The 20,922-nt window shown below is 40.7% G+C and carries 19 protein-coding genes; 9 read left to right on the forward strand and 10 right to left on the reverse strand.

Features of this window, described 5'->3' with window-relative positions; all coding sequences use genetic code 11:
* Positions 1-27 precede the first annotated feature (27 nt).
* Positions 28-435: a winged helix-turn-helix transcriptional regulator gene (locus GO495_RS16220; protein WP_157300765.1), complete on the forward strand. Its 408-nt coding sequence runs from the start codon at positions 28-30 to the stop codon at positions 433-435.
* 36 nt (positions 436-471) lie between these two features.
* Here the strand turns inward: GO495_RS16220 and GO495_RS16225 are convergent, their stop codons facing one another.
* Positions 472-1,995 carry a M61 family metallopeptidase gene (locus tag GO495_RS16225; protein ID WP_157300766.1) on the reverse strand — a complete coding sequence of 508 codons (1,524 nt, stop codon included), beginning with the start codon at positions 1,993-1,995 and terminating at the stop codon, positions 472-474.
* A gap of 162 nt (positions 1,996-2,157) precedes the next feature.
* Between GO495_RS16225 and GO495_RS16230 the strand changes: the two genes are divergently transcribed.
* The 3 genes from GO495_RS16230 to GO495_RS16240 all read left to right on the forward strand — a co-directional run bounded on the left by GO495_RS16230 (position 2,158) and on the right by GO495_RS16240 (position 4,987).
* Positions 2,158-2,910 (forward strand): SDR family oxidoreductase, encoded by a 753-nt coding sequence (locus tag GO495_RS16230; protein ID WP_157300767.1) that lies wholly within the window; start codon positions 2,158-2,160, stop codon positions 2,908-2,910.
* A 213-nt stretch (positions 2,911-3,123) separates the two neighbouring features.
* Positions 3,124-4,065 carry an SDR family oxidoreductase gene (locus tag GO495_RS16235; RefSeq protein WP_157300768.1) on the forward strand — a complete coding sequence of 314 codons (942 nt, stop codon included), beginning with the start codon at positions 3,124-3,126 and terminating at the stop codon, positions 4,063-4,065.
* A 1-nt stretch (position 4,066) separates the two neighbouring features.
* Positions 4,067-4,987: a helix-turn-helix domain-containing protein gene (locus GO495_RS16240; protein WP_157300769.1), complete on the forward strand. Its 921-nt coding sequence runs from the start codon at positions 4,067-4,069 to the stop codon at positions 4,985-4,987.
* Positions 4,988-4,990: 3 nt separating this feature from the next.
* On the opposite strand, the gene GO495_RS16245 is transcribed toward GO495_RS16240, so the two are convergent.
* Positions 4,991-5,689, reverse strand: a complete 699-nt coding sequence (locus tag GO495_RS16245) for an exopolysaccharide biosynthesis polyprenyl glycosylphosphotransferase (RefSeq protein WP_157300770.1) — start codon at positions 5,687-5,689, stop codon at positions 4,991-4,993.
* A 131-nt stretch (positions 5,690-5,820) separates the two neighbouring features.
* Between GO495_RS16245 and GO495_RS16250 the strand changes: the two genes are divergently transcribed.
* The 5 genes from GO495_RS16250 to GO495_RS16270 are packed head-to-tail and all read left to right on the forward strand — an operon-like array spanning position 5,821 to position 11,159.
* Positions 5,821-6,960 carry a DUF1972 domain-containing protein gene (locus GO495_RS16250; protein WP_157300771.1) on the forward strand — a complete coding sequence of 380 codons (1,140 nt, stop codon included), beginning with the start codon at positions 5,821-5,823 and terminating at the stop codon, positions 6,958-6,960.
* The gene (locus tag GO495_RS16255; RefSeq protein ID WP_157300772.1) at positions 6,957-7,955 is read left to right on the forward strand and encodes a glycosyltransferase family 2 protein; all 999 of its coding nucleotides are present in this window, start codon (positions 6,957-6,959) and stop codon (positions 7,953-7,955) included. The genes GO495_RS16250 and GO495_RS16255 overlap by 4 nt, the downstream gene beginning before the upstream one ends.
* A gap of 4 nt (positions 7,956-7,959) precedes the next feature.
* Positions 7,960-9,087 carry an amidohydrolase family protein gene (locus GO495_RS16260; RefSeq protein ID WP_157300773.1) on the forward strand — a complete coding sequence of 376 codons (1,128 nt, stop codon included), beginning with the start codon at positions 7,960-7,962 and terminating at the stop codon, positions 9,085-9,087.
* The gene (locus GO495_RS16265) at positions 9,077-10,096 is read left to right on the forward strand and encodes a glycosyltransferase family 9 protein (protein WP_157300774.1); all 1,020 of its coding nucleotides are present in this window, start codon (positions 9,077-9,079) and stop codon (positions 10,094-10,096) included. Before GO495_RS16260 ends, GO495_RS16265 begins: the two co-directional genes overlap by 11 nt.
* The gene (locus tag GO495_RS16270) at positions 10,089-11,159 is read left to right on the forward strand and encodes a glycosyltransferase (RefSeq protein WP_157300775.1); all 1,071 of its coding nucleotides are present in this window, start codon (positions 10,089-10,091) and stop codon (positions 11,157-11,159) included. Before GO495_RS16265 ends, GO495_RS16270 begins: the two co-directional genes overlap by 8 nt.
* Here the strand turns inward: GO495_RS16270 and GO495_RS16275 are convergent.
* From GO495_RS16275 to GO495_RS16310, 8 genes are read right to left on the reverse strand one after another with little or no spacing between them, the layout of a single operon-like run.
* On the reverse strand, positions 11,125-12,789 hold the full coding sequence (locus GO495_RS16275) for an ATP-binding cassette domain-containing protein (RefSeq protein ID WP_157300776.1): 1,665 nt from the start codon (positions 12,787-12,789) through the stop codon (positions 11,125-11,127). The two genes, GO495_RS16270 and GO495_RS16275, sit on opposite strands and share 35 nt — an antisense overlap.
* Complete coding sequence (locus GO495_RS16280) at positions 12,773-14,035, reverse strand: O-antigen ligase family protein (RefSeq protein WP_157300777.1); 1,263 nt, start codon at positions 14,033-14,035, stop codon at positions 12,773-12,775. The genes GO495_RS16275 and GO495_RS16280 overlap by 17 nt, the downstream gene beginning before the upstream one ends.
* The gene (locus tag GO495_RS16285) at positions 14,022-15,104 is read right to left on the reverse strand and encodes a glycosyltransferase family 4 protein (protein WP_157300778.1); all 1,083 of its coding nucleotides are present in this window, start codon (positions 15,102-15,104) and stop codon (positions 14,022-14,024) included. The genes GO495_RS16280 and GO495_RS16285 overlap by 14 nt, the downstream gene beginning before the upstream one ends.
* Complete coding sequence (locus tag GO495_RS16290) at positions 15,101-16,321, reverse strand: O-antigen ligase family protein (protein ID WP_157300779.1); 1,221 nt, start codon at positions 16,319-16,321, stop codon at positions 15,101-15,103. Before GO495_RS16290 ends, GO495_RS16285 begins: the two co-directional genes overlap by 4 nt.
* A complete protein-coding gene (locus tag GO495_RS16295; protein WP_157300780.1) occupies positions 16,318-17,769 on the reverse strand; it encodes a lipopolysaccharide biosynthesis protein in 1,452 nt (483 codons plus the stop codon). Before GO495_RS16295 ends, GO495_RS16290 begins: the two co-directional genes overlap by 4 nt.
* A complete protein-coding gene (locus GO495_RS16300) occupies positions 17,756-18,658 on the reverse strand; it encodes a hypothetical protein (RefSeq protein ID WP_157300781.1) in 903 nt (300 codons plus the stop codon). Before GO495_RS16300 ends, GO495_RS16295 begins: the two co-directional genes overlap by 14 nt.
* A 7-nt stretch (positions 18,659-18,665) precedes the next feature.
* A complete protein-coding gene (locus GO495_RS16305; RefSeq protein ID WP_157300782.1) occupies positions 18,666-19,466 on the reverse strand; it encodes a class I SAM-dependent methyltransferase in 801 nt (266 codons plus the stop codon).
* A gap of 2 nt (positions 19,467-19,468) precedes the next feature.
* Positions 19,469-20,920, reverse strand: a complete 1,452-nt coding sequence (locus GO495_RS16310) for a B12-binding domain-containing radical SAM protein (protein ID WP_157300783.1) — start codon at positions 20,918-20,920, stop codon at positions 19,469-19,471.
* Between the last annotated feature and the right edge of the window lie 2 nt (positions 20,921-20,922).

Below are 20,922 nucleotides of genomic sequence, written 5' to 3' on the forward strand. Positions count from 1 at the left end.
ATGCAAGTTATTTTGTAAAATATTTTTATGGCTAAAGCAAAAAAGAGGTCGGATTGTCCGGTTAGTTGTTCTCTGGATATCTGGGGAGATAAGTGGTCGCTATTGATTATCAGAGACTTATTATATGCAAAAGAGTGTACTTATGGGGACTTTTTAAAGGCCGCGGAGGGAATAGCTACTAATATTTTAGCCGCCAGGTTATTGGTGCTTGAAGAAAATAAGATCATTGAAAAATTAGTACACCCGGATAGTAAAGCCAAAGGATTATATAGGTTAACCCGAAAAGGGATTGACTTACTTCCCATAATGATTGAAATAAATCTATGGGCTGAAAAATATTTTCCTATACCAGAAGATAGAAAAGCACTGTTGCAAGAGATGAAAAAGGATAAGGCCGGATTTATTGAAGCAGTGACTAAAGAATTGGAGGGTTGATTTAATAATGCCAAACCTTATCAACCGGGCGTATTTCTACCGATGTAGCCAGCTGGTATAAATAGCATACTGTAACGCAGTAGGATGCTGCATAGGTGTGATCTTAAATGCAGTATCAATATCCAGTCCGGCATATGCGAAGTATTTGGGATAGTTTACGGCTGTCACTGTATTGGCATATGAAAATACTTCGGGTAAGGGAACTCCCGCTATGCGTTCACATTCTTTCTGAAATTCCTGATCTGTAAAACCTCTTTTTCTTTTCTGGTAATACTTTTTGTACAGCGCCTTCATCACATCATCCAGTGAATGTTTATTAGCTGTCTCATGTCTTATCTTAAAATCGATCATTAATCCCAGTATACATCCTTTATCATAGACAGAAATGGTACTGTCGCGTTCCTTATCCGTTCTTGTAAAAGGATTACCTCTGATAGTCCATATGCCCCTGCTGGCAGCGGCGGCAGACTGATAAAGATGACCTGATACGTCTTCATAGTTTTTGATATGCTGTTGTAGTCCTTTCAACACATATTCGTCATCGGATAAGCCGGCTGCACGAACGCCCAGGAATGCATAATAATCTGTGAATCCTTCGGATATCCACAACAGGTTTGTATAGTTTTCTTTGCTATAATCGAATGGCCCCAGTTCTATGGGTCTGATACGTTTTACATTATACAGGTGAAAATATTCATGAGAGAGGAAGTTATAGAAATCCTCTTTGTGTCCGGGAGTCATGAGGTTTTTGCTGCCAATAAGCAGGGAAGCGGAATTAAGATGTTCTATCCCTCCGGAACCACCACCTTTATGCCCTACACCAAGAAAGGTGTAATGCGAATAAGGGATGTCGCCGATGATATCGCTGGTATGTTCCACTATTTTTCTGAGGTCGGCCATGAACTGGTTACGGTCGAACTCTCCCAGGTTATAACCGATGAACTGATGAGGGATACCTTTGACAGTAAAGGAGGGGAACACTTCCAGTTTGCCCATCAGCAAAGGGCTGTCGTACAGGATATCGAAATCTGCGGCATAGAAAACATTGCTTTTTCCGGGGATGGTATCTAAACCGGTAGCAACGAATTTATTCCAGCCGCTGTAGGGTTGCATTTCAATGGTTACGGGGTGCCGGAGCTCTTTTTCGAGATACATGAATAGTCCGCCCGGGATGATGTACCCGTAGTTTTCATCCAGGTTTACATTTCCGATAAAAGGTTCTACAGCTTTTACGTCATAACTGATGAGTACATCTTTATTTGTAGCATGTACCTTCCAGGTACTGGAATCTTTTTCCCATACAAGAGGCTGTCCGTCGGAGGTAGTGGCTTTGAAATCTTTTACGGCAGCAGCAAAATCAACGATCTCGTAGAAGCCCGGCGTCCATGTGCACATCTTGAAATCAAGGTCTTCCTTTTTAGCATGGCTGTATTGCAGCGATACATGATAAAGATGACCGGACGGATTTTCCATCGTTACCTTAAAAGTCATTTGGGCCTGGGTTGAAATAGCTGTTCCAAGGCAGAGAATAAGGTACAGAACCGGGATTTTGTTTGTCATTTTACTGGGTTAAGGCGAATGCTAATATACGCCTGCGAAAATTAAGAATTAACCGTATTTTTATAAAAACTGGCTCAAAATTGTCCAGTTTCCTCTTCTCCAATTGTCATCTGTCTTGAAATACACATCCTTAATAATGAGGTATAACGAAAAAACAAGATCATGAAAATTGTAGTAATCGGCGGTACAGGGCTTATTGGCTCTAAATTAGTAAACAAGCTTCGCCAGCTTGGTCATGAAGTAACTCCGGCATCACCAGCTTCAGGTGTTAATACTATTACAGGGGAAGGACTGACAGACGTAATGAAAGGTACAGATGTAGTAGTTGATCTTGCTAACTCTCCTTCTTTTGAAGACAAAGCCGTATTAGAATTCTTCGAAACTTCCGGTCGTAATTTATTCGCAGCAGAAACCAGGGCCGGTGTGAAGCATCATGTTGCTTTGTCTATAGTGGGTACTGAAAGGCTGGACAATGGCTATTTCCGGGCAAAACTGGCTCAGGAGAGATTAATTAAGCAGTCGGGCATTCCTTATTCGATCGTTCATTCTACGCAGTTCTTTGAGTTCCTGGGCACTATTGCGGCTGCCGGTACCGTGGGGGATGAGATCCATCTGTCTACAGGTGCTTTTCAGCCAATAGCCTCAGATGATGTAGCCGCTGCGGTGGCGGATGTCACTGTTGGGGCTCCGTTGAATGGTATAATAGAAATAGCCGGACCGGAAAGAGGACGTCTTGTGGATTTCGTAAAACGTTATTTAGCTAAGAAGGGAGATCCCCATAAAGTGGTGGCAGATGTGCATGCAACATATTTCGGTTCGGAGTTGAACGACCAGTCAATTGTACCTGGTGAAAATCCCCGTTTAGGTAAGATAGATTTCGAAACCTGGTTTAGCAGTCAGCTTCAAAAAGCATGATTTTTTAACAGTTGTGGAAGTTCGCATGACGATTCTAACTGCCTGATTTTTCTATCACTAATTAATAAAAAAAGCCTTTAAAGGCTTTTTTTATTAGACAATGCCTCAATTACATCTATTAGTTTGTTCTTCATTTTGGTTACAACAATAGTAGATTTTGTTATCTCTGTTTGTTTGTTGTTACGGAGTTTTGTAGCATCAAAAAGCAGTATTATGAAAATTATCATTACAGGTTCTTTAGGGAATGTCAGTAAACCATTGGCAAAAGAGTTAGTAGAAAAAGGTCATTCGGTTACGGTTATCAGCAGCAAGGCGGATAAACAAAAAGCTATTGAAGCGTTGGGGGCCACGCCTGCTATTGGCTCTATAGAAGATGTTAATTTTCTTATAAATACATTTGCCGGTGCTGATGCAGTGTATTGTATGATACCTTTGAGTTTTTCGGAACCAGACCTGAAAGCCTATTTGAGCAGGATAGCCCGTAATTATTTACAGGCATTAAAGCAGACAAAGGTAAAGCGTGTGGTGGTTTTAAGCGGTTGGGCAGCAGATTTGATCAGTGGTGAAAATGTAGAGGATATTTTTGAAGAGCTTACGGATGTCTCAATTACTATTATGCGGCCTGCCGCTTTTTACAGTAATTTTTATTCTTCCATGGATCTGATAAGAGGTAAAGGGGTGATGGGGGCATTTCTGACACTACGTTATTCCGGACTGATAGCTTTGCTTAGAGGAAGGAGAGGGCTTTTAATGGGTAATTATGGTGGTGAAGATAAAATTGTTTTTGTTTCGCCAATTGATATTGCAGCTGCTGTGGCAGAAGAACTATTGACGACCACCGAAAAAACAAAAGTACGGTATGTAGGAAGTGAAGAAATGACTTGTAATGAGGCCGCCGGAATTATTGGTGCAGCTATCGGAAAGCCTTATTTAAAATGGGTATTGCTATCGGATAAGCAAATGTTGCAGGGATTGAAAATGGCAAAAGTACCGCTGAAACTGGCAGAAACATTGGTGGAAATGCAGGCGGTTTCTCATAGCGGTGTTCCTCTGCAGAATTTTCATAAGAATAATCCGGTAATGGGTAAAGTGAAACTCAAAGAATTTGCGAAGGAGTTCGCAGATGCATATCGCAAAAAGTACTTATCATTGTAACATGGCAAATGCACAACCATACCGCGTTAAAACGATCAAGCAGTATCATCAGCTTACGGGGCTTCCTAAGCCAGAGCATCCATTAATCAGTGTTATAAATTTAGAGACCATTAAGCAGTTACCTGTAGGTGAATCCATCAGTTTGGTATATGATTTTTACTGCATATCGCTTAAAAGGGTCTCCAATGCCAAATATAAGTACGGGCAGCAGGAATATGATTTTGATGAAGGGGTTTTATATTTTTTATCGCCCAACCAGGTATTAAGTATTGAGTTTAAAAAAGGTCCGCAATTAAAACCATCCGGATGGCTGATCTTCATCCATCCGGATTTTTTATGGAATACACCTTTAGCAAAGAAAATAAAGCAATATAAATACTTTGATTATGAGGTAAACGAAGCCCTGTATCTTTCTCCCAAAGAAGAAAAACAGATTATAAATATTATTAAAAGCATTCAACAGGAATATCGTTCAAATATTGATAAATTCAGTCAGGATATTATTATATCCCAGTTGGAGGTATTACTTAATTATTCAGAGAGATTTTATCAGCGTCAGTTCATCACAAGAAAAATAACTAACCATAAAATTCTTGATCGCCTCGAAAGTATTCTTACCACATATTTCAATAGTGATGATCTGGAAGAAAAAGGGTTGCCTACCGTTCAATACATTGCTGAAGCATTAAATATATCGCCCGGTTATTTAAGCAGCTTGCTTACTACTTTGACAGGACAAAATACCCAACAACACATTCACGATAAATTGATCGAAAAAGCAAAAGAAAAATTATCTACTACAGATTTATCCGTAAGTGAAATAGCGTACAAACTGGGTTTTGAATATACGCAGTCTTTTAGCAGGTTATTTAAAACAAAGACCAAGCTCTCTCCCCTGGCATTCAGACAATCCTTCAATTGAATTTTAATAAGCCTTCTCATCTTTCCTTAACAATAACCAGGTAGTGAGCGCTATTATTCTTATATCAAAAAAGAACGACCAGTTCTCCAGATAATAAACATCGTGCTGTACCCTTACATCCATTTCAGAAAGCAACTTCGTTTCTCCTCTGTACCCGCTCGCCTGTGCCCATCCGGTAATACCGGGTTTTACAAAATGCCGGACCATGTAGTTGTCCAGCAATTTTTTATACTTTTCTGTATGGGCAAGCATATGTGGTCTGGGGCCAACAACCGACATGTCGTTTATCAGTACGTTAAAGAACTGTGGCAATTCATCAAGGTTTGTTCGTCGCAGAAACCGTCCGAACCTGGTAAAACGGGCATCGTTTAATGTTGCCTGCGCAATGTCTGCCAGGTCATTCACATACATGCTTCTAAACTTATAACAAACGAAAGGCTGATTGTTCTTACCGGAACGTAACTGTTTAAAGAAAACAGGGCCGCGGGAATCCAGTTTGATAAGCAACGCCAGAATTGGTGTCAGCCAACTCAGTATACATAGGATTACTATAATGGACAATACGATGTCCAGTGATCGCTTTACGAACTGATTAAACCCATCCTGTAATGGCATAGACCCGTACGCGCGCTGTACCTCCGGTAGCGCTATAGGAACGTCTTTCTCTTTAAGGCCGATCTGGCTAAAACTTTTGCTGATCATACAAAAAAATAGATGGTGATACAAAGCCGTGCTAACTCGTTATAAACACCTAAAATGGACGTTATGGTTGCCTCATAATTAAAAATATTTAGTGTAAAACATTCCTACATTTGTTACATAAGTAAGGCAAAATGAACATTGCGATTATTGGTACTCGAGGCATTCCAAATCACTACGGCGGATTTGAACAACTTGCGGAATATCTTTCTGAAGGTCTGGTGAAATCAGGGCATCACGTTACGGTATATAACTCGCACAACCATCCCTATCAGGAGAAAAAATGGAAAGGAGTGGATATTATTCATTGCTACGATCCTGAACATAAAATAGGGACAGCCGGACAATTCATTTATGATCTGAACTGTATCATAAATGCCCGCAGGCAAAACTTCGATATCATTTTGCAGTTAGGTTATACCAGCAGTACGATCTGGGGATGGCTGATGCCCCGGCAGAAAAGTATTGTCACCACCAATATGGATGGACTGGAATGGAAACGCAGTAAGTACTCCCGCTATGTGCAGCGCTTTTTACTATATGCGGAAAAACTGGGTGTCAGGTATAGCGATCACCTGATTGCAGATTCCCTGGGAATACAGACATACCTGCGGGAAAAATATCAGAAAGAGGCCACTTATATTCCTTACGGTGCAAATATTTTTGAACATCCTGATGAGATAATATTAAAAAAGTATCAGCTCCGGCAATTTCAATACAACATGCTGATCGCACGCATGGAACCGGAGAATAATATTGAAACCATCCTGGATGGCGCTATGCTGCAGCCAACCCCTGCACCTTTTATTGTAATTGGGAACGTGGATACGAAATATGGGAAATATCTGAAAGAAAAGTACGCTGCGGGTGAACATATCAGGTTTTTAGGAGGTATATACGACCTGGAAGAACTGAATAACCTGCGTTATTATTCTAACCTGTACTTTCATGGGCACAGTGTGGGTGGGACCAATCCTTCTTTACTGGAAGCTATGGCATCACAGGCAGTGATATGTGCGCATGACAATATCTTTAACCGGTCGGTACTGGAAAATAATGGATTTTATTTTTCAGATGCAACGGATATATTGAGGTTACTAAGTTCCGTTTCAAGGGAAAAAGAGCATAAGAAAATAACAGAGAACAAATTGAAAATCATCCATCAATACTCCTGTGAAGGAATTATTGAACAATATCTGAAACATTTCGGGGAAATTACGGAAGAAAAGAAGGAAGAAAAGAAAGTGGTTAAAGTTTTTCAGTATTCCAGATGAACATCAGTGTAGTCATACCTACTTATAACCGTAAAAGGAATCTGGTTGCTTTATTAAACAACCTTAACAACTCCACACAGCCGGTTGACGAAGTAATTATCGTAGATGCCGGAAGTGAATGGTTAACAAATACTGACTACCCCAATTTAAATATTCAACACTTATCTTCCATACCTTCAGTCTGCGTTCAGCGGAACATGGGAATAAGAGCCGCCAGGTCTGAGTGGATCTTCCTCTGTGATGATGATATAGAAGTACCGGCAGATTATCTGCAGAAGATAACTGCCTATATTCAGCAGCATAGGGAAGCCGGTGCAGTTTCCGGACAGGTCCTGCAGCAGGAAAATGGCAATTGGACGGCTACCTATCCGGTTTATTCCGCTAAACAATTAATAATCAGATATATTTTCGGTTTGGGCATCTGGGGAGAAATCCGGTGCATATCAGATAACTTTTTCATAAAGAGAATTAAACGATATTACGTCCGGAAAGGGAATCACATTGCAAGGTCCGGATGGCCGGTGATTACAGATTTCTCAGGAGAGAACTTTACCGTGCCCGTGTTTGGATTAGGGGCAAGCGTTATCCGTAAGAACTGGCTGGTACATTCTCCTTATGATGAAAGGCTGGATAAATATGGAATTGGTGATAACTATGGGGTTAGTATCGGCTTCCCCGGAACAGGTATTCACGTATTGAACAATGCCTTCGTCTATCATCACCAGGAACAGATGAACAGGTTGCAACATCCTTTGCAATATTATAGAAGGGTATTGGCGCTTGATTACTTTATCCGCACAAAAAAGGAATTGAAGAATGTAAGGAGGATATCTTTTGCCTGGTCTTTGTTTGGTAATATCCTGGTATTTCTTTTTTCGCGAAACTGGTTAATGGTGGATGCAGCGAAGAAAACCTTTTTCCGGGTCGTATTCAGAAAAAATCCTTACGCTGAAGGGGCTGCATCTAACAAAACAATTATTGAACCGAAATTGTAAGAAGATGGTTTTACATGGATTACAATTGATGAACGGAGATCGCCGGAGCATTTTTATTCACGGGAATAAAATAGAACAGATCCTTGCTCCCGATGATATTAATCCGGTAGAAAAGAATATCTGGTTTGAGGATTGCCTGGCTTTCCCCGGATTGATAAATTCTCACGATCATCTGGATTATAACCTGTTTCCCCAGCTAGGCAACCGTACTTATAAGAATTACCTGGAATGGGGCCCCGATATATATCAGCAAAGCAATGAAATCATTCAACAGGTGCTGGACATTCCCAAAGAATTACGTACAAAATGGGGTGTTTATAAGAACCTGATTGCAGGAGTTACAACCGTTATACAGCATGGAGAAAGATTAAGTGTCCCTGAAAATTTAATCACCATATTTTCCGGATGCACTTCCTTACATTCAGTGAAATTGGAAAAACACTGGAAAAGAAGATTGAATAGGCCTTTCGCAGATAATCCCTTTGTGATCCATGCAGGGGAGGGGACAGACCTTGAGGCTTGTAACGAGATAGATGAATTACTGAGATGGAATATCTTTCGCCGTAAACTGATCGCTATACATGGCGTGGCCATGAATGAACAACAGGCAGAGAAATTTGAGGCGTTAGTCTGGTGCCCGGATTCGAACTACTTTCTGTTGAATGCAACAGCTAAGATCGATCAGCTTAAGTCATGTACGAAAATCCTGTTAGGTACGGACGCTACCGTTTCAGCTAATTGGAATATATGGCAACACCTGCGACTGGCAAAAGCGCAAAACATGCTAAGTGATACTGAATTAATAAATGCGGTAACACAAAAGGCTGCAAATGTCTGGAAACTGGATAAAACAGGATCGGTGAAGGAAGGATATTATGCTGATTTAATCATTGCCAAAGGGACCGGTTTCTTTTCAATTAATCCGGAAGACATTCAGCTAATGCTTCATAAGGGTAAGGTTGTTTTATTCGATGCTTCTCTGCTTATTCAATTGCATAATATTCCGGTAAGTGATTATTCAGTCATTTATGTAAATGATGTAAAGAAATATGTTATTGGAGATGTTCCGGCATTGATAAGAGAAATAAGAAGACATATGCCGGCGATTAAATTCCCGATAGATGTCGATTAGAAAATGGGAGAGGAACACGGCACCCAAAAAGGTGCTGGCAATTCGTTTACAGGCAATGGGCGATACGGTCATTACACTTCCTTATTTACAGGCATTACGTAATACCTTACCCGAAGGGACGCAACTGGACTTCCTGACAAGGAAAGAAGTAGATCCGGTCCCCAAAGATCTTTTACTCTTTGACCATGTATTTTCCATCGGTGGAAAGAGAAACTTTAAAAAACAATTTTTATCCGCCTGTTTATTACTGCCCCGCTTATTCTTCAGAAGATACGATGTGATCATTGATCTGCAGAACAACCGTATCAGCAGATTTGTGAGAAAGATCTTACGGCCCGAAGCATGGAGCGAATTCGACAGGTATTCTCCTCTTGCTGCGGGGGAGCGTACCCGGCGCACCATTGAATCTGTTGGCCTGGGAAAAAATTTCCTGGATGCGGGCTATCGTTTTAAACCATCTGCTTTCCAGGCAGATAAATTATTAGCAGCATGCGGATGGGACGGAAAGAGCAGGCTGGTGATCCTTAATCCTGCGGGGGCTTTCGGTACACGTAACTGGGATATGGATAATTATGTGGCCTTTGCCAGATTATGGTTACAGGAATTCCCTGATACCCAATTCATCGCGCTTGGTATACAATTCATAAGAGATAAGGCAGTTTACCTCAAAGAAAAACTGGGCGATAAACTGCTTTATATGATCGATAATACTTCCCCCAGCGAAGGTTTCAGGATTATTCAACAGTGCTGGTTCATGCTGTCCGAAGATTCCGGATTAATGCATATGTGCTGGGTATTGGATAAGCCGACAGTGGTATTACTCGGTTCTACCAGAAGCGATTGGGTAACACCACAAAATAAAAACGCGCTGATATTCAGTTCAGATGATCTGCCATGTGGTAATTGCATGCTGGAAACCTGCAAGTTCAATGATGTTCATTGCCTTACAAGGTATACTCCGGAAATAGTCTTTCAAAAAACAAAAGCATTTATCAGTTCAATTGAATAGAAAAACGCTTATCATATTAACACCTGCATTTCCGGCAAACGAATCGGAAGAAGAGTCCATCTGGCTTCCTGCCAAGCAAAGCTTAATAAGAGCGCTGAACAGGAACTTCCCGGAACTGGAAATCGTCATTCTCACTTTTCAGTTTCCTGTGAGCCGCAACCGCTATACCTGGAACGGGAACCTGGTGATACCATTCTCTGGAGAAAATAAAGGGGGTATACGCAACTGGCTGGTGTGGCTGAATGTTGTAAAGACCTTATTCCGGTTGAAAAGGGAAAAACATATCATCGGGATACTTAGTTTCTGGTGTGCAGAATGCAGTTTTGTAGCACATTATTTCTCGAAACTATACCGGTTAAAGCATTATTGCTGGATATGCGGACAAGATGCAAGGCCCTGGAACAAATTCGTAAAACGTATTCGCCCTCAACCATCGGAATTGGTGGCCATGTCAGACTTTCTGCTGAATGAATTTCATAAAAACCATGGTATTCGCCCGGCATATCTGATCCCCGATGCGATAGATACACTGTTGTTTGATAAAGACAATGAGGAACGAACGATCGATATACTAGGCGCGGGAAGTCTGTCCCCGCTAAAACAATATGATGTTTTTGTGGAGGTGGTGGCTGCAATCAAAGAACAATTACAGCCTGTCCAAGCCATTTTATGTGGGGATGGGTCCGAGCGGGGGAAAATAGAAAGTAGAATGGAAGCACTGGGCCTGGAAGACCATCTCCGGCTCACCGGTCCATTGCCCCAGAAAGAAGTGTTGCGCCTGATGAAAAGAACAAAGGTGTTTTTGCATACCTCAAACTATGAGGGTTTTGGCAATGTATGTATTGAGTCCCTGTATGCAGGAGCGCATGTCATCAGCTTTACCAAGCCAATGGACCAAAAAATCCCGCATTGGCATATTGTCTCTACAAAGGAAGAGATGATCACCAGGGCATTGGAACTGCTGCGGGACCCTCACACTGTTTACTCGTCAGTGCTGCCATTTGATATGGATGATTCTGCAAAACAGTTTATGAAACTTTTTCAGGACGGTAATGGGCATTAAGATTAATTACAGCATGACAAAAATCAAGGCTTTTGGGGTTGTGTGAGATCAGTAAAATGATCTTTCCTGATTCCGCGAGTGTTCTTAAATATTGCATGATCGCTATTTCAGACGCTTCGTCCAACTCGCTGAAAGGTTCATCCAGCAATAGAATAGTTGCATTTTTATATAAGGCCCTTGCCAAAGCGATGCGCTGACGCTGACCTCCGCTTATATTCTTTCCTCCTTCCATTATTATCTTTCCGATGCCTTCCGGGAAGTTTTTCAGAAAAGTGGTGAGCCCGGTGACTTCCAGCACTTCATTTAATTTAACAGGATCGTACTGTTTGTCGAACAAAACAATATTATCCAAAACGGATGCATGTAAAATGAAAGGATCTTGTTTTGCATAGGAAATCTGGCTCAGGAAAGGGAGATATTTCCTGCTCTCGCTGTTAAATAAAATTTCGCCTTGCTCCGGCTGCAGAAAACCCGCTGTCAGGTTAAGTATAGTTGTTTTCCCTTTTCCTGAATCACCGCTGATCCCGGACAATGATCCTGTATGGATGGTAGCATTTAAACGATGGAGGATTTTGTTTCCATTGTATGAGAAACCGACATTTTGAAATGTAATGGAAGTTATTTTATCATTTATCGTATTAACTGATAACTCAGGATATACGCCCGTCTCTGCAATTGTATGCTGATAAGTGCGCAACTGGTTGTTTAAGTTAATGATCTTTGAAATACCGGGAATGATCTTATAAGCAGCTGCCATAAAAGTGCCCAGCAATACTATATATGCACTGCCCATTGTATCCGAAAACTTTATGGCAACGATCAATATGAATAAGCCCAGGATGGCAAACACTTCAAAAAAGCGTGCGGGTAAATCCTGCGTTATCTGCATACTTGAAATCTTCTTACCTAACTCCGCCTGCACTGCCGTGTGCCTGTTTATAAAAAAAGGGTTCTTATCAAAGATATTACTCTCTACAAATCCTGAGAGTGCCTCACGGAGGTATTGTAAAGATCGTTCAACGATGGTTTTGATATTCTTTTTAATGTTCTTTAACCTTCTTTTTGTAAGGAACACTAATAATAGAAGTGGTGGTAACAGGGCAATGACAGCTATCAGGAATAACTGTGCGTTATATACGAGTAAAGTAATTACAGAGAGGCTGACCATCACACATTCTGTAATGATCAACTGGAAATTCAGCAACACGTATTGCGCAAATTCTGTAGGCTGATGAATGATCCTGCTGACAAAAACAGCGGAATCTTCATTTGCAAAGTTGCTGTAATCGCCATTCAGGTATTTAGTCAGGTTCTCTGTAGAAAGCCTTTGAGCAATGCGCGTAATGAATTTCACCTGGGATTGATACACCCAATGCCCCATAATATTCTTGGCAGAAAAAAGGAGCAACAGGCATATCGCAGGGATGACAGAATTTTTGTCTGCAAACATGCGGCTATTATTCAAAAAAGAAGCATTGCTCTCTGTATAGAATTTTAGGACAAACAATAAATATATAATGCAAAATATATCCAGTAAACTGATGAACGTGTTTAACACAATAAACACCTTTACCTGCTTTTTCTCCCCGCGGGTGAGGACCCGGATAATATTTTTATAGATGTTGTTCATTATAGCCGATAAGTGTTATAGAAAGGCAACAGAGCGTTAATATTAATGAAAGGTCACACTGATCATGCATGATGATCACGTCCGTAAATGAACTAAAGAAAATGATGATAAATATGTCCCTTAACAAAGCCATCCTGTTCTTTATCCCGGTATAACCAATATATCCGTATAGCATTAAAAGGGTAAGCAATCCGATAATGCCAAACGACACAAAGCTTTCCAGGTATATATTATGAAAGGAATACTGAAGATAACCTCCTTTTCCGGAGATACTGTTATCGCCTGTAAACATATGATAGGAAAGGATCTTCTCCCGCAACAGGGTTGCGGCGTCACCGCTGCCGACGCCCAACAGGTAACCATTATGCTCTCTCATTATTTCACATGAGAAGCGTATATAGACCAGCCGCAGGCTAAGCCCATCGAAATAGGTCGCTTCGTTAAACGTTGGCTGGGTGAGATAAGACGTCTTAAATAATTCCAGGTCCTGGAACCTGCTTTTAATGGGATTATTGGTAAAAAATAGAAGCGCAACAATCGCAATAATACCACCTGCAGGTATAACCCTGTACTTTGCAGGTAGGTAGGTGAACAAATTAACCACTGAAATTACAAGATGTATGAACAGGAACATCCTGGAAGAAAGCAGGAGCAGCCAGATAGTAAAGAAGACATACAGGATGATTTTCCACCTCGCAGAAGCAGGAACAAATAAGACGACCGCAACGCTTATCACACATAGCAGGGATGCGTAGATAGCTGTTGACTCAATATTATAGGCCAGTGTATGATAAAGAAATACAGAAGGATCACCACTAAAAAGATATTGTTTCATTGCCAGGATGCTGGCAAGGGACATCCAGAAAAATGTCCCATACACAAATATCTTTAACAGGAAATAGATATGTTCCTTTTTAAATGGGTTTTTAGAAGAGAATATGAACACAATAACGAACTCTCTCTGCACCAATGAAAGTGCATGATCTTTATCTTTTGAGATCCAGATACTCAATACATACAGCAAAAAATAAAAAGTAGTCAGATATACAAGAGGACTGCTTTTCAAACGTTCCCATTTTGTGCTGAAATCTCCTTCGGCTATCCACACCAGTAATAAGCCAATAGTGCTGATGCTGTTAAAAGCAGTGAACCGCCCTCCCAGAATAGCGGATACGAGCAATAAGCCTGTAAGTATTAAATACAGTTTATTGAAAATGATCTCTTTCCGGGATTCAATTGCTTTCATAGCAGACCTTTTTGTAGGCATCCAGGGTTTTGACAGCGGTTTCGGTCCAGTTATTCTGATGAACGATCTTATCCGTGAGGGAATCGTTCACCGGCGCCTTCAGTGCATGTTGTACTGCCGTTCTTATACTTTGCAGATCGCCGGGATCGCAGTATTCAACATTATCTGAAAAATATTCCCTGGTGTCCCCTTTATCACTTATTACAAGCGTGCAACCGCAAGCCGCTGCCTCAAGAGAGCTTAAGCCAGTGGTTTCAAACCAGCTGGCGAGAATATGGGTTTTATGTTTGTTGTATAATGCGGCAATTGTTGCCTGATCCTGGTAATTGATAAAAGTTACTTTATCATAAGCATTTTCCCGGCATTCATTGTAATAGGCATGATGGTTAGGCGCTGCATCCCCTACAATCGTCAATGGTATATCTGCCTCTTTGAGTGCCCGTATGATATTCAGTTGGTTCTTATAGGGCTCTATTCTGGCCACGCATATGACTGCATCCTCCCGTTGAACAGCATCCGTTTGAGTAAAAATTGAGGTATCAATGGAATTGGGAATGACGGCGAATGTGCCAGCTTCTTTAAAATCCTTTCTAAGGCGTTCATATTCGCTAAAAGAATTAGGAAGCAAACAGGCACATTCTTTCAGGATATATGCAATGGACCTCTTATGACCATAGAAGAGGTACTTCCAGGACATAATCCGTTCTCCGTTTTTTATGCTTCGTGCCATACATTTAAAATACTCCTGTGCATTCTTACTGAAGAATGACAGGAACCTGTACCTGAATTGTTTGTTCATTTTTGGAGCCTCCTGATAATCCATATAGATAGGGGAGAGGACAAAAGGTAGTTTGCTCTTATCTATATGGAAAATAATATCCGCAGGACGAATAATATTGAAAAAATGAATAAGCTCATATTGGCTGTAGTCAATATGCCTGTCATTACAAAGTTTAATATCAACTGTTATATTCAGCTTCCTGAGTTCATTGGCCGTATTCACCATTTGAATCGTATCGCCTCCTTTAGCGGAATATAATGTAGCCCTGCTTATATACAACACTCTCATAGCTGCCTGGTATTAAGAATGAAATTTGTTCTGTTAAACTGAGGGAATAGCGCCGTGCTAAATGCCAGGACCCATATCACATATTCTGCGGGATTAAAAAGATAACTGCCGGTGAACTGATAGATGAAAATAAATATGAACAGTAACTGCCGGTAGTAGTTCTCCCAGACTTTTGTCTTTATAAAAAGATAAATGATGGTATAGAACCGGAGTATTAGCCCTAATCCTCCATAGATACAAAATGTTTCTGCCACGGAGTTGTAGACCCTTGTTACAGGGATTTTTGAATAGGAGTAAAAGTAGTTGGAGAAGCCCTTCCCAATATGTTTAAACTGTCCCAGGCCGGCACCAAACAATAACGATTTCGTTTTCGTAACATTCCAGGCAATATAAAATGAATCTGTGATACGCCCCCTTGCAGATGTATCTTTTCCTGAGTAAATATTGTGAAGTCTTTCGAACAACGGATTATGCCGGTAAAAGAAAAAAAGTACGAGCATGCTTGCCAGTAACCCCCAGCAGGTTATCATTATAAACGTAATATTCACCTTGCCCCTTAATTTGTCCATATTAAGCGAGAGAAGGAGTATGGTCCCGATAAAGAATGTGATCAGTACACCCAGGGAGAAACTCAGCAATAAGGAAAGGCATAGTGAGATAAAGAGGATATTATATTCGCTTTTCAACAGTATTTTCTTTAAAGCATAATATCCGGCAATGGGAAACATGACCAAAGAATAATAAGACGCTTCGAAAGTGAACAGTTTTAACCTCGGAATAACAGGGATGTCCGGACTTATAGGGAGCAAATACCAAAGAACGGGACGGATAAATGGAATAAACAGCGTTATTAAAGCCACTGCTACCAACACAATGTTTATCGTAGCAAGACTTTTAAACACGTTGGCTGTTGCTCCGGCTGTTTTAAAGAACAGATAAGCATTGAGTACAAATATTGCCAGTGTTTGTAATAACAGGAACGATATGATATAATCCTTTGGATATTCTACGGTCGGCAATTGTATACATGCAAACAGCAGAGAAATAATAAGGAAGTGAAAGTAGTATTTGACATACTTTTGCCGTATTAAATTAATGAAAAAGAAAGGCGTCAGTAATGTTGTATAATATAGTCCCTCAGGCAATAGTACACTGTTAAAGAACGTATACACAATTGCAACGAAGAAGAAGAGATGATATGTTTTAGATGTACTCACGATCTTACCAATAATAGAATTTTATGGCTGTTCCCCCTTAAATGTGTGAGATAGAGTGTCAGGATAGCTAACGAAGCACTCACACATTGTAATAAGGGATCAGACAAGAATATAAAGGCCGACAGGAAAATGGAAGGTAGCAGCTGGGCAATGCATGACAACACCTGGTAACTGCCTGTCAGTATTTTGTTCAGCAGCATTTCCAATACTATCATACTTACAGCACAGGCCCCGATCAGTCCGTAAAGGACTGCAACAGGCTGCTGAAAGATATATATGCAGGCAAACATGCCCGTCAATGCAAGCACACAGAAAAACACTACATAATATAAATATGTCCGCTCGTGGCCTACTGCATTGAAATAATAGGTAGGCACGATACTAAGGGCGAAGAATGATTCAAATGAAATGAAATACCTGGTGTATTCATGTACTTCATGAGCTGTTTCCGTTCCCAGGATAATTTTAAAGATATAGGGATAAATAATATAGAGAATAAGCAGGAAAATGACCGCACAGCTGGTCACTACATTTCTCGCAGCCATATACAGGTCCACGCTATCCAGCTCCTGTGCATGCATTTTTGTAAACTTGGGGGAGATCCAGTGCAGAATGGCGCTGAATCCCATATGTAAATGATTGAACATGGTAGCGATCAATGCATAATAACTCAATACTATCAATCCAAAATAATTGACGATCAAATACCTGTCTGACTGGAAAGTAAGAATAATTACCAATGATTGCAGCCATGTGAGAACGGCAAATGATGTTTCGTGCCTGGGGATTTTCAGGTTGAACTTAAATGAATAACCAGGCAGGCTTCGCTTCATCAGCACGAATGCAAAAGGGATAAATAGACCGTTTACAATTATTATTACCAGCAGGAGTTGGGTAATATTGAGCGGAAAGAGAGCAAGCAGTAATGCATTCAGTAATAGTCCGCCCAACCTGTTCCCGCTTCCCAATAATGCGGCAATTTTGTATTGTTCTAATGCTTTGAAATAGTTGGTAAATATTTGCTCAAAAAACTTTATCCCAACAATACATCCGGCAAGGCCACAGCTTTGAGCGCATAACTGCTTGTAATTGGCCGCTATTTCAAACAAATGATAATGAGATACCAAAAAGTAGCCTGTCAGAGAGAGTAATATGCAAAATGCGAACAGCACAACGGTAATGCTGATAGCATTATTCATTGTACCAGTTTTCCCTTCTTCATCCCGCCTTCCTGTATACAAGGCGATATTTTTCAATACCATACTGCCTATCCCCAGATTAAAAAGCTGCATAGATACCACTATGGTATTTACCAGCATCCATATCCCGAACTGTGCCTGTCCCAGGTGTTTGATAAAGAAAGAGGTGCTCACGAAAAAGAGCACCGGATAGAGAAAGATATCCGCTATATTCCAAAAGCTATTGATGATATTTTTATTCCGGAACATATTTGGGTCTGGTAATGTTTAATAAGATAAAGAGGATTAGCCCGCTTATTACTAAGTACATTATTATAACTACTGCCACAAATTTCACCACGGACTTTTGCACGGGCATCTGACTTACCAGGAACGGTTCCTGTAATTTTACAGCACGTGAGTCTTGCAGGAAATTCTGCATATCCGTAATTTCTTCCGTGATCTTTTCACCTTTCTCAAAAAGCGCTTCTGTATTGATCTGTCCTTTCTGAACAGGGTAAACAGATTGTGTCGTGCTGTTCAGACTATTGGTATATGCATGCATCAGGGAATCGAGCGCGACCAGTTCTTTTTCCCTGTATGTGATAGCCCGTTTAAACTTTTCTGCCCTCTGCCGCTGTAGCTCCTGTACGGCAACAATATTATTGAGATAATTTTCCAATAGAATTGCCAGGCTATCAAATACTGCGTGATCTGTACTTTTTACGGAAATATAAAAGATCTGACTATTATTCTCTGTCATATCATCCGATAACAAACTTCCATAGTTGTTTGTTGCTTTTATTTCGCGGAGGTGCTTTAACTGATTTATACCCAGTGGTAATAAAGTTTGTAATTGTTGATAAGAACGCGTTTGAATAAGCGCATTCACATTATCAATTGCTTCCCCATATAATTTTCTTTTTAAAGAAGTATATCCGTAAGAAGCCTTTCCTTCAAATTTCTTTTCTGCATGGAGGAAATATAACAGTCCTCCCGAAGTTATCACTATCAACAGGAAAGTCATTGCAAACCAATAACGTTTGAACCCTTTGCAGTACTGATGAATTATTGACCGGATAAAATGAACTAATAACTTTATTTGCCCGTTAAATTCATTCATCGTTAACTCATCATTTGGTGCTCTCTCTTCTTGCATAACCGGATTATGATTTTTTTTGGATTGTAATCAGATAATGATCGCAGAAAATGTTAAAGGGGAAATAATTGCTTAAGCGCCGCTCCACCTTTTGCAGGAATTTATATAAACGGGGATACCTTTCTATAAATCCCTGGTAAAATTCCGGGGGCACAGCAAAGTAGATCCCTTTTAAGGTAAGGACATCAAAATCACTTTTCAGATGCCGCTTTATATAAGAAGGATTATAATACCGCAGAGAGAAATGGACACCTTCAATATGTGCGGTGGCATCTTTTTTAAATCTTCTGAATGCGGTTTTAAAATCTCCTTTCAGCGCCATGATCAGTTCCCAGGGGGAAACTACAGGCATTATGACCAATGTGGCCTTCCCTTTTTCCGTTAAGAATGTCTTTAATTGATCAAGTACCTGGTCCAGTTTGCCGGTACAGTTCAAACCGCCAAAATTCGATATGATATAATCGAATTGCTGGTTTCCTAGGTTGTTCAACTCATTGAATGAACATTGCCGGGTGTTGATAACATCTTCCAGATGGTGCTCCCGGATTTTACGATCCAATTCATTCAGCATACCGGCAGCGATATCGGTAGAGAGTAACCGGAATCCCTGATTGGCGAAAAACAGTGTGTCGATCCCTGTACCACAGTTCAATTCCAAAAAGCGGGATTGTTCCTTAGCCTGTTTCATGACCTCTTCGCGGTATATTGCACGCAGATGTGCTGTTAATTTATTTTCATTATTTAGTTTGTCGAAAACCGCAGACTGTAATGAAAATGCCTGGCTTACCAATTGGTCGTTGCTGGTCATAATCAGATTGGTTTAATAATGCCTGTTGAAATCTCTGTTGTATATGCGCTTAGTTCCTCTTTAAGCCTGCGTTTTAAAAAAGAGTATTTGAGTGATTTAAAGAGTTTAGCGGGAAAGAGACTCCCGTCGCTTTTTAATTTCTCAAGCCTGTAAGTGTAGTGTGTATACCTGTGTAATTTTTTATAGAACGGACTATCATACGTATTTTTATACATAATATCAAGGTCGTCGGAATCTGTCCAGTTCTCTTTCGTTATCAGGTCTTGTTTTACGTGCTCATAAAACGCTGTACCCGGCAATGGGTATGAAACAGAGATACCGATATCATCGGGTAATGTTTCCGTGATTAAATCGATCGTCTTATTTATATCTTCTACAGTTTCGTGCAGGTAGCCATATTGAATGAAAAAGGCAGCACGGACGCCGTGTTGCTTTAACAATTTCCTGGCCTGCTTAATTTCACCAACAGTTGTGCCCTTGTCCATTGCATCCAGGATCTTCTGTGAACCACTTTCTGCCCCCATCCATACTTCTTCACAACCGGCCGCTTCGAGATCTGTCACATACTTTTCCTGTACCAGCAGGTCGGCGCGTGATTGAATCTTGAAGGCGGTCCTGACGCCAGCCGCTTTTACCAGGTCTGCAAATTCTTTTACCCAACTGCGTTTTAGTCCGAAGATGTCATCGCAGAACCAGATATGGTCCATGTGGAACAGTTGTTTCAGCAGCACTATTTCTTTCACAACATTTTCAGGGCTACGCATATTGTAGCTGTTACCATAAATGGGTTTGGCGCACCAGTTACATTTATAGGGACATCCCCTTGTAGTCGCAATGTTGATAGAGAAATACCCATGTTTTTTGAGCCATACTTTTTTGTACGGTCCAATGTTTATGAGATCCCAGGCAGGCAGCGGGAGTTCATCCAGATGTTTTGAGCCAGGTCTTAACGGATTCTTCTTTATAACGCCTGCATCTGAATAGATGAGTCCTTTTATATTCTCCAGGTGGGATATATTTTTTTCCAATTGCTGCATTGTTTCCAGCAGGGTATATTCAGCTTCCCCGGAGATCACATAATCAGCCCCATTGTTTAGATACTTATCGTAATGGTCCGCCGCATCTGAGCTTGTAACGATTACCCTGCAACCGTATGCTTTGGCATATTGCTGCATCAGGAATGCCGCTTCGCGCATATTGCTCAGGCACATCTTTGTCAGATAATTGAAGCCATCATCGTATATAACAAAAACGTCCGGTTTAAACGTTTTCAGAAGAGGTATCAGTTCTTCCGGCGCATTCGCGAACATTGTATCGAACAAAGCAACTTCGTACCCGTTTTCTCTCAGGAAAGCCGCAGCCAGTATTGTACCCAATGGTGGGTAAGGTTTTGCATGTGCGACCTGCTTGGGATCGAACTGTAGAAAGTATGAATGACTGAATAAGACTTTCAATG

This window comes from Chitinophaga oryziterrae (assembly GCF_009758125.1).
GTDB classification, from domain to species: domain Bacteria; phylum Bacteroidota; class Bacteroidia; order Chitinophagales; family Chitinophagaceae; genus Chitinophaga; species Chitinophaga oryziterrae.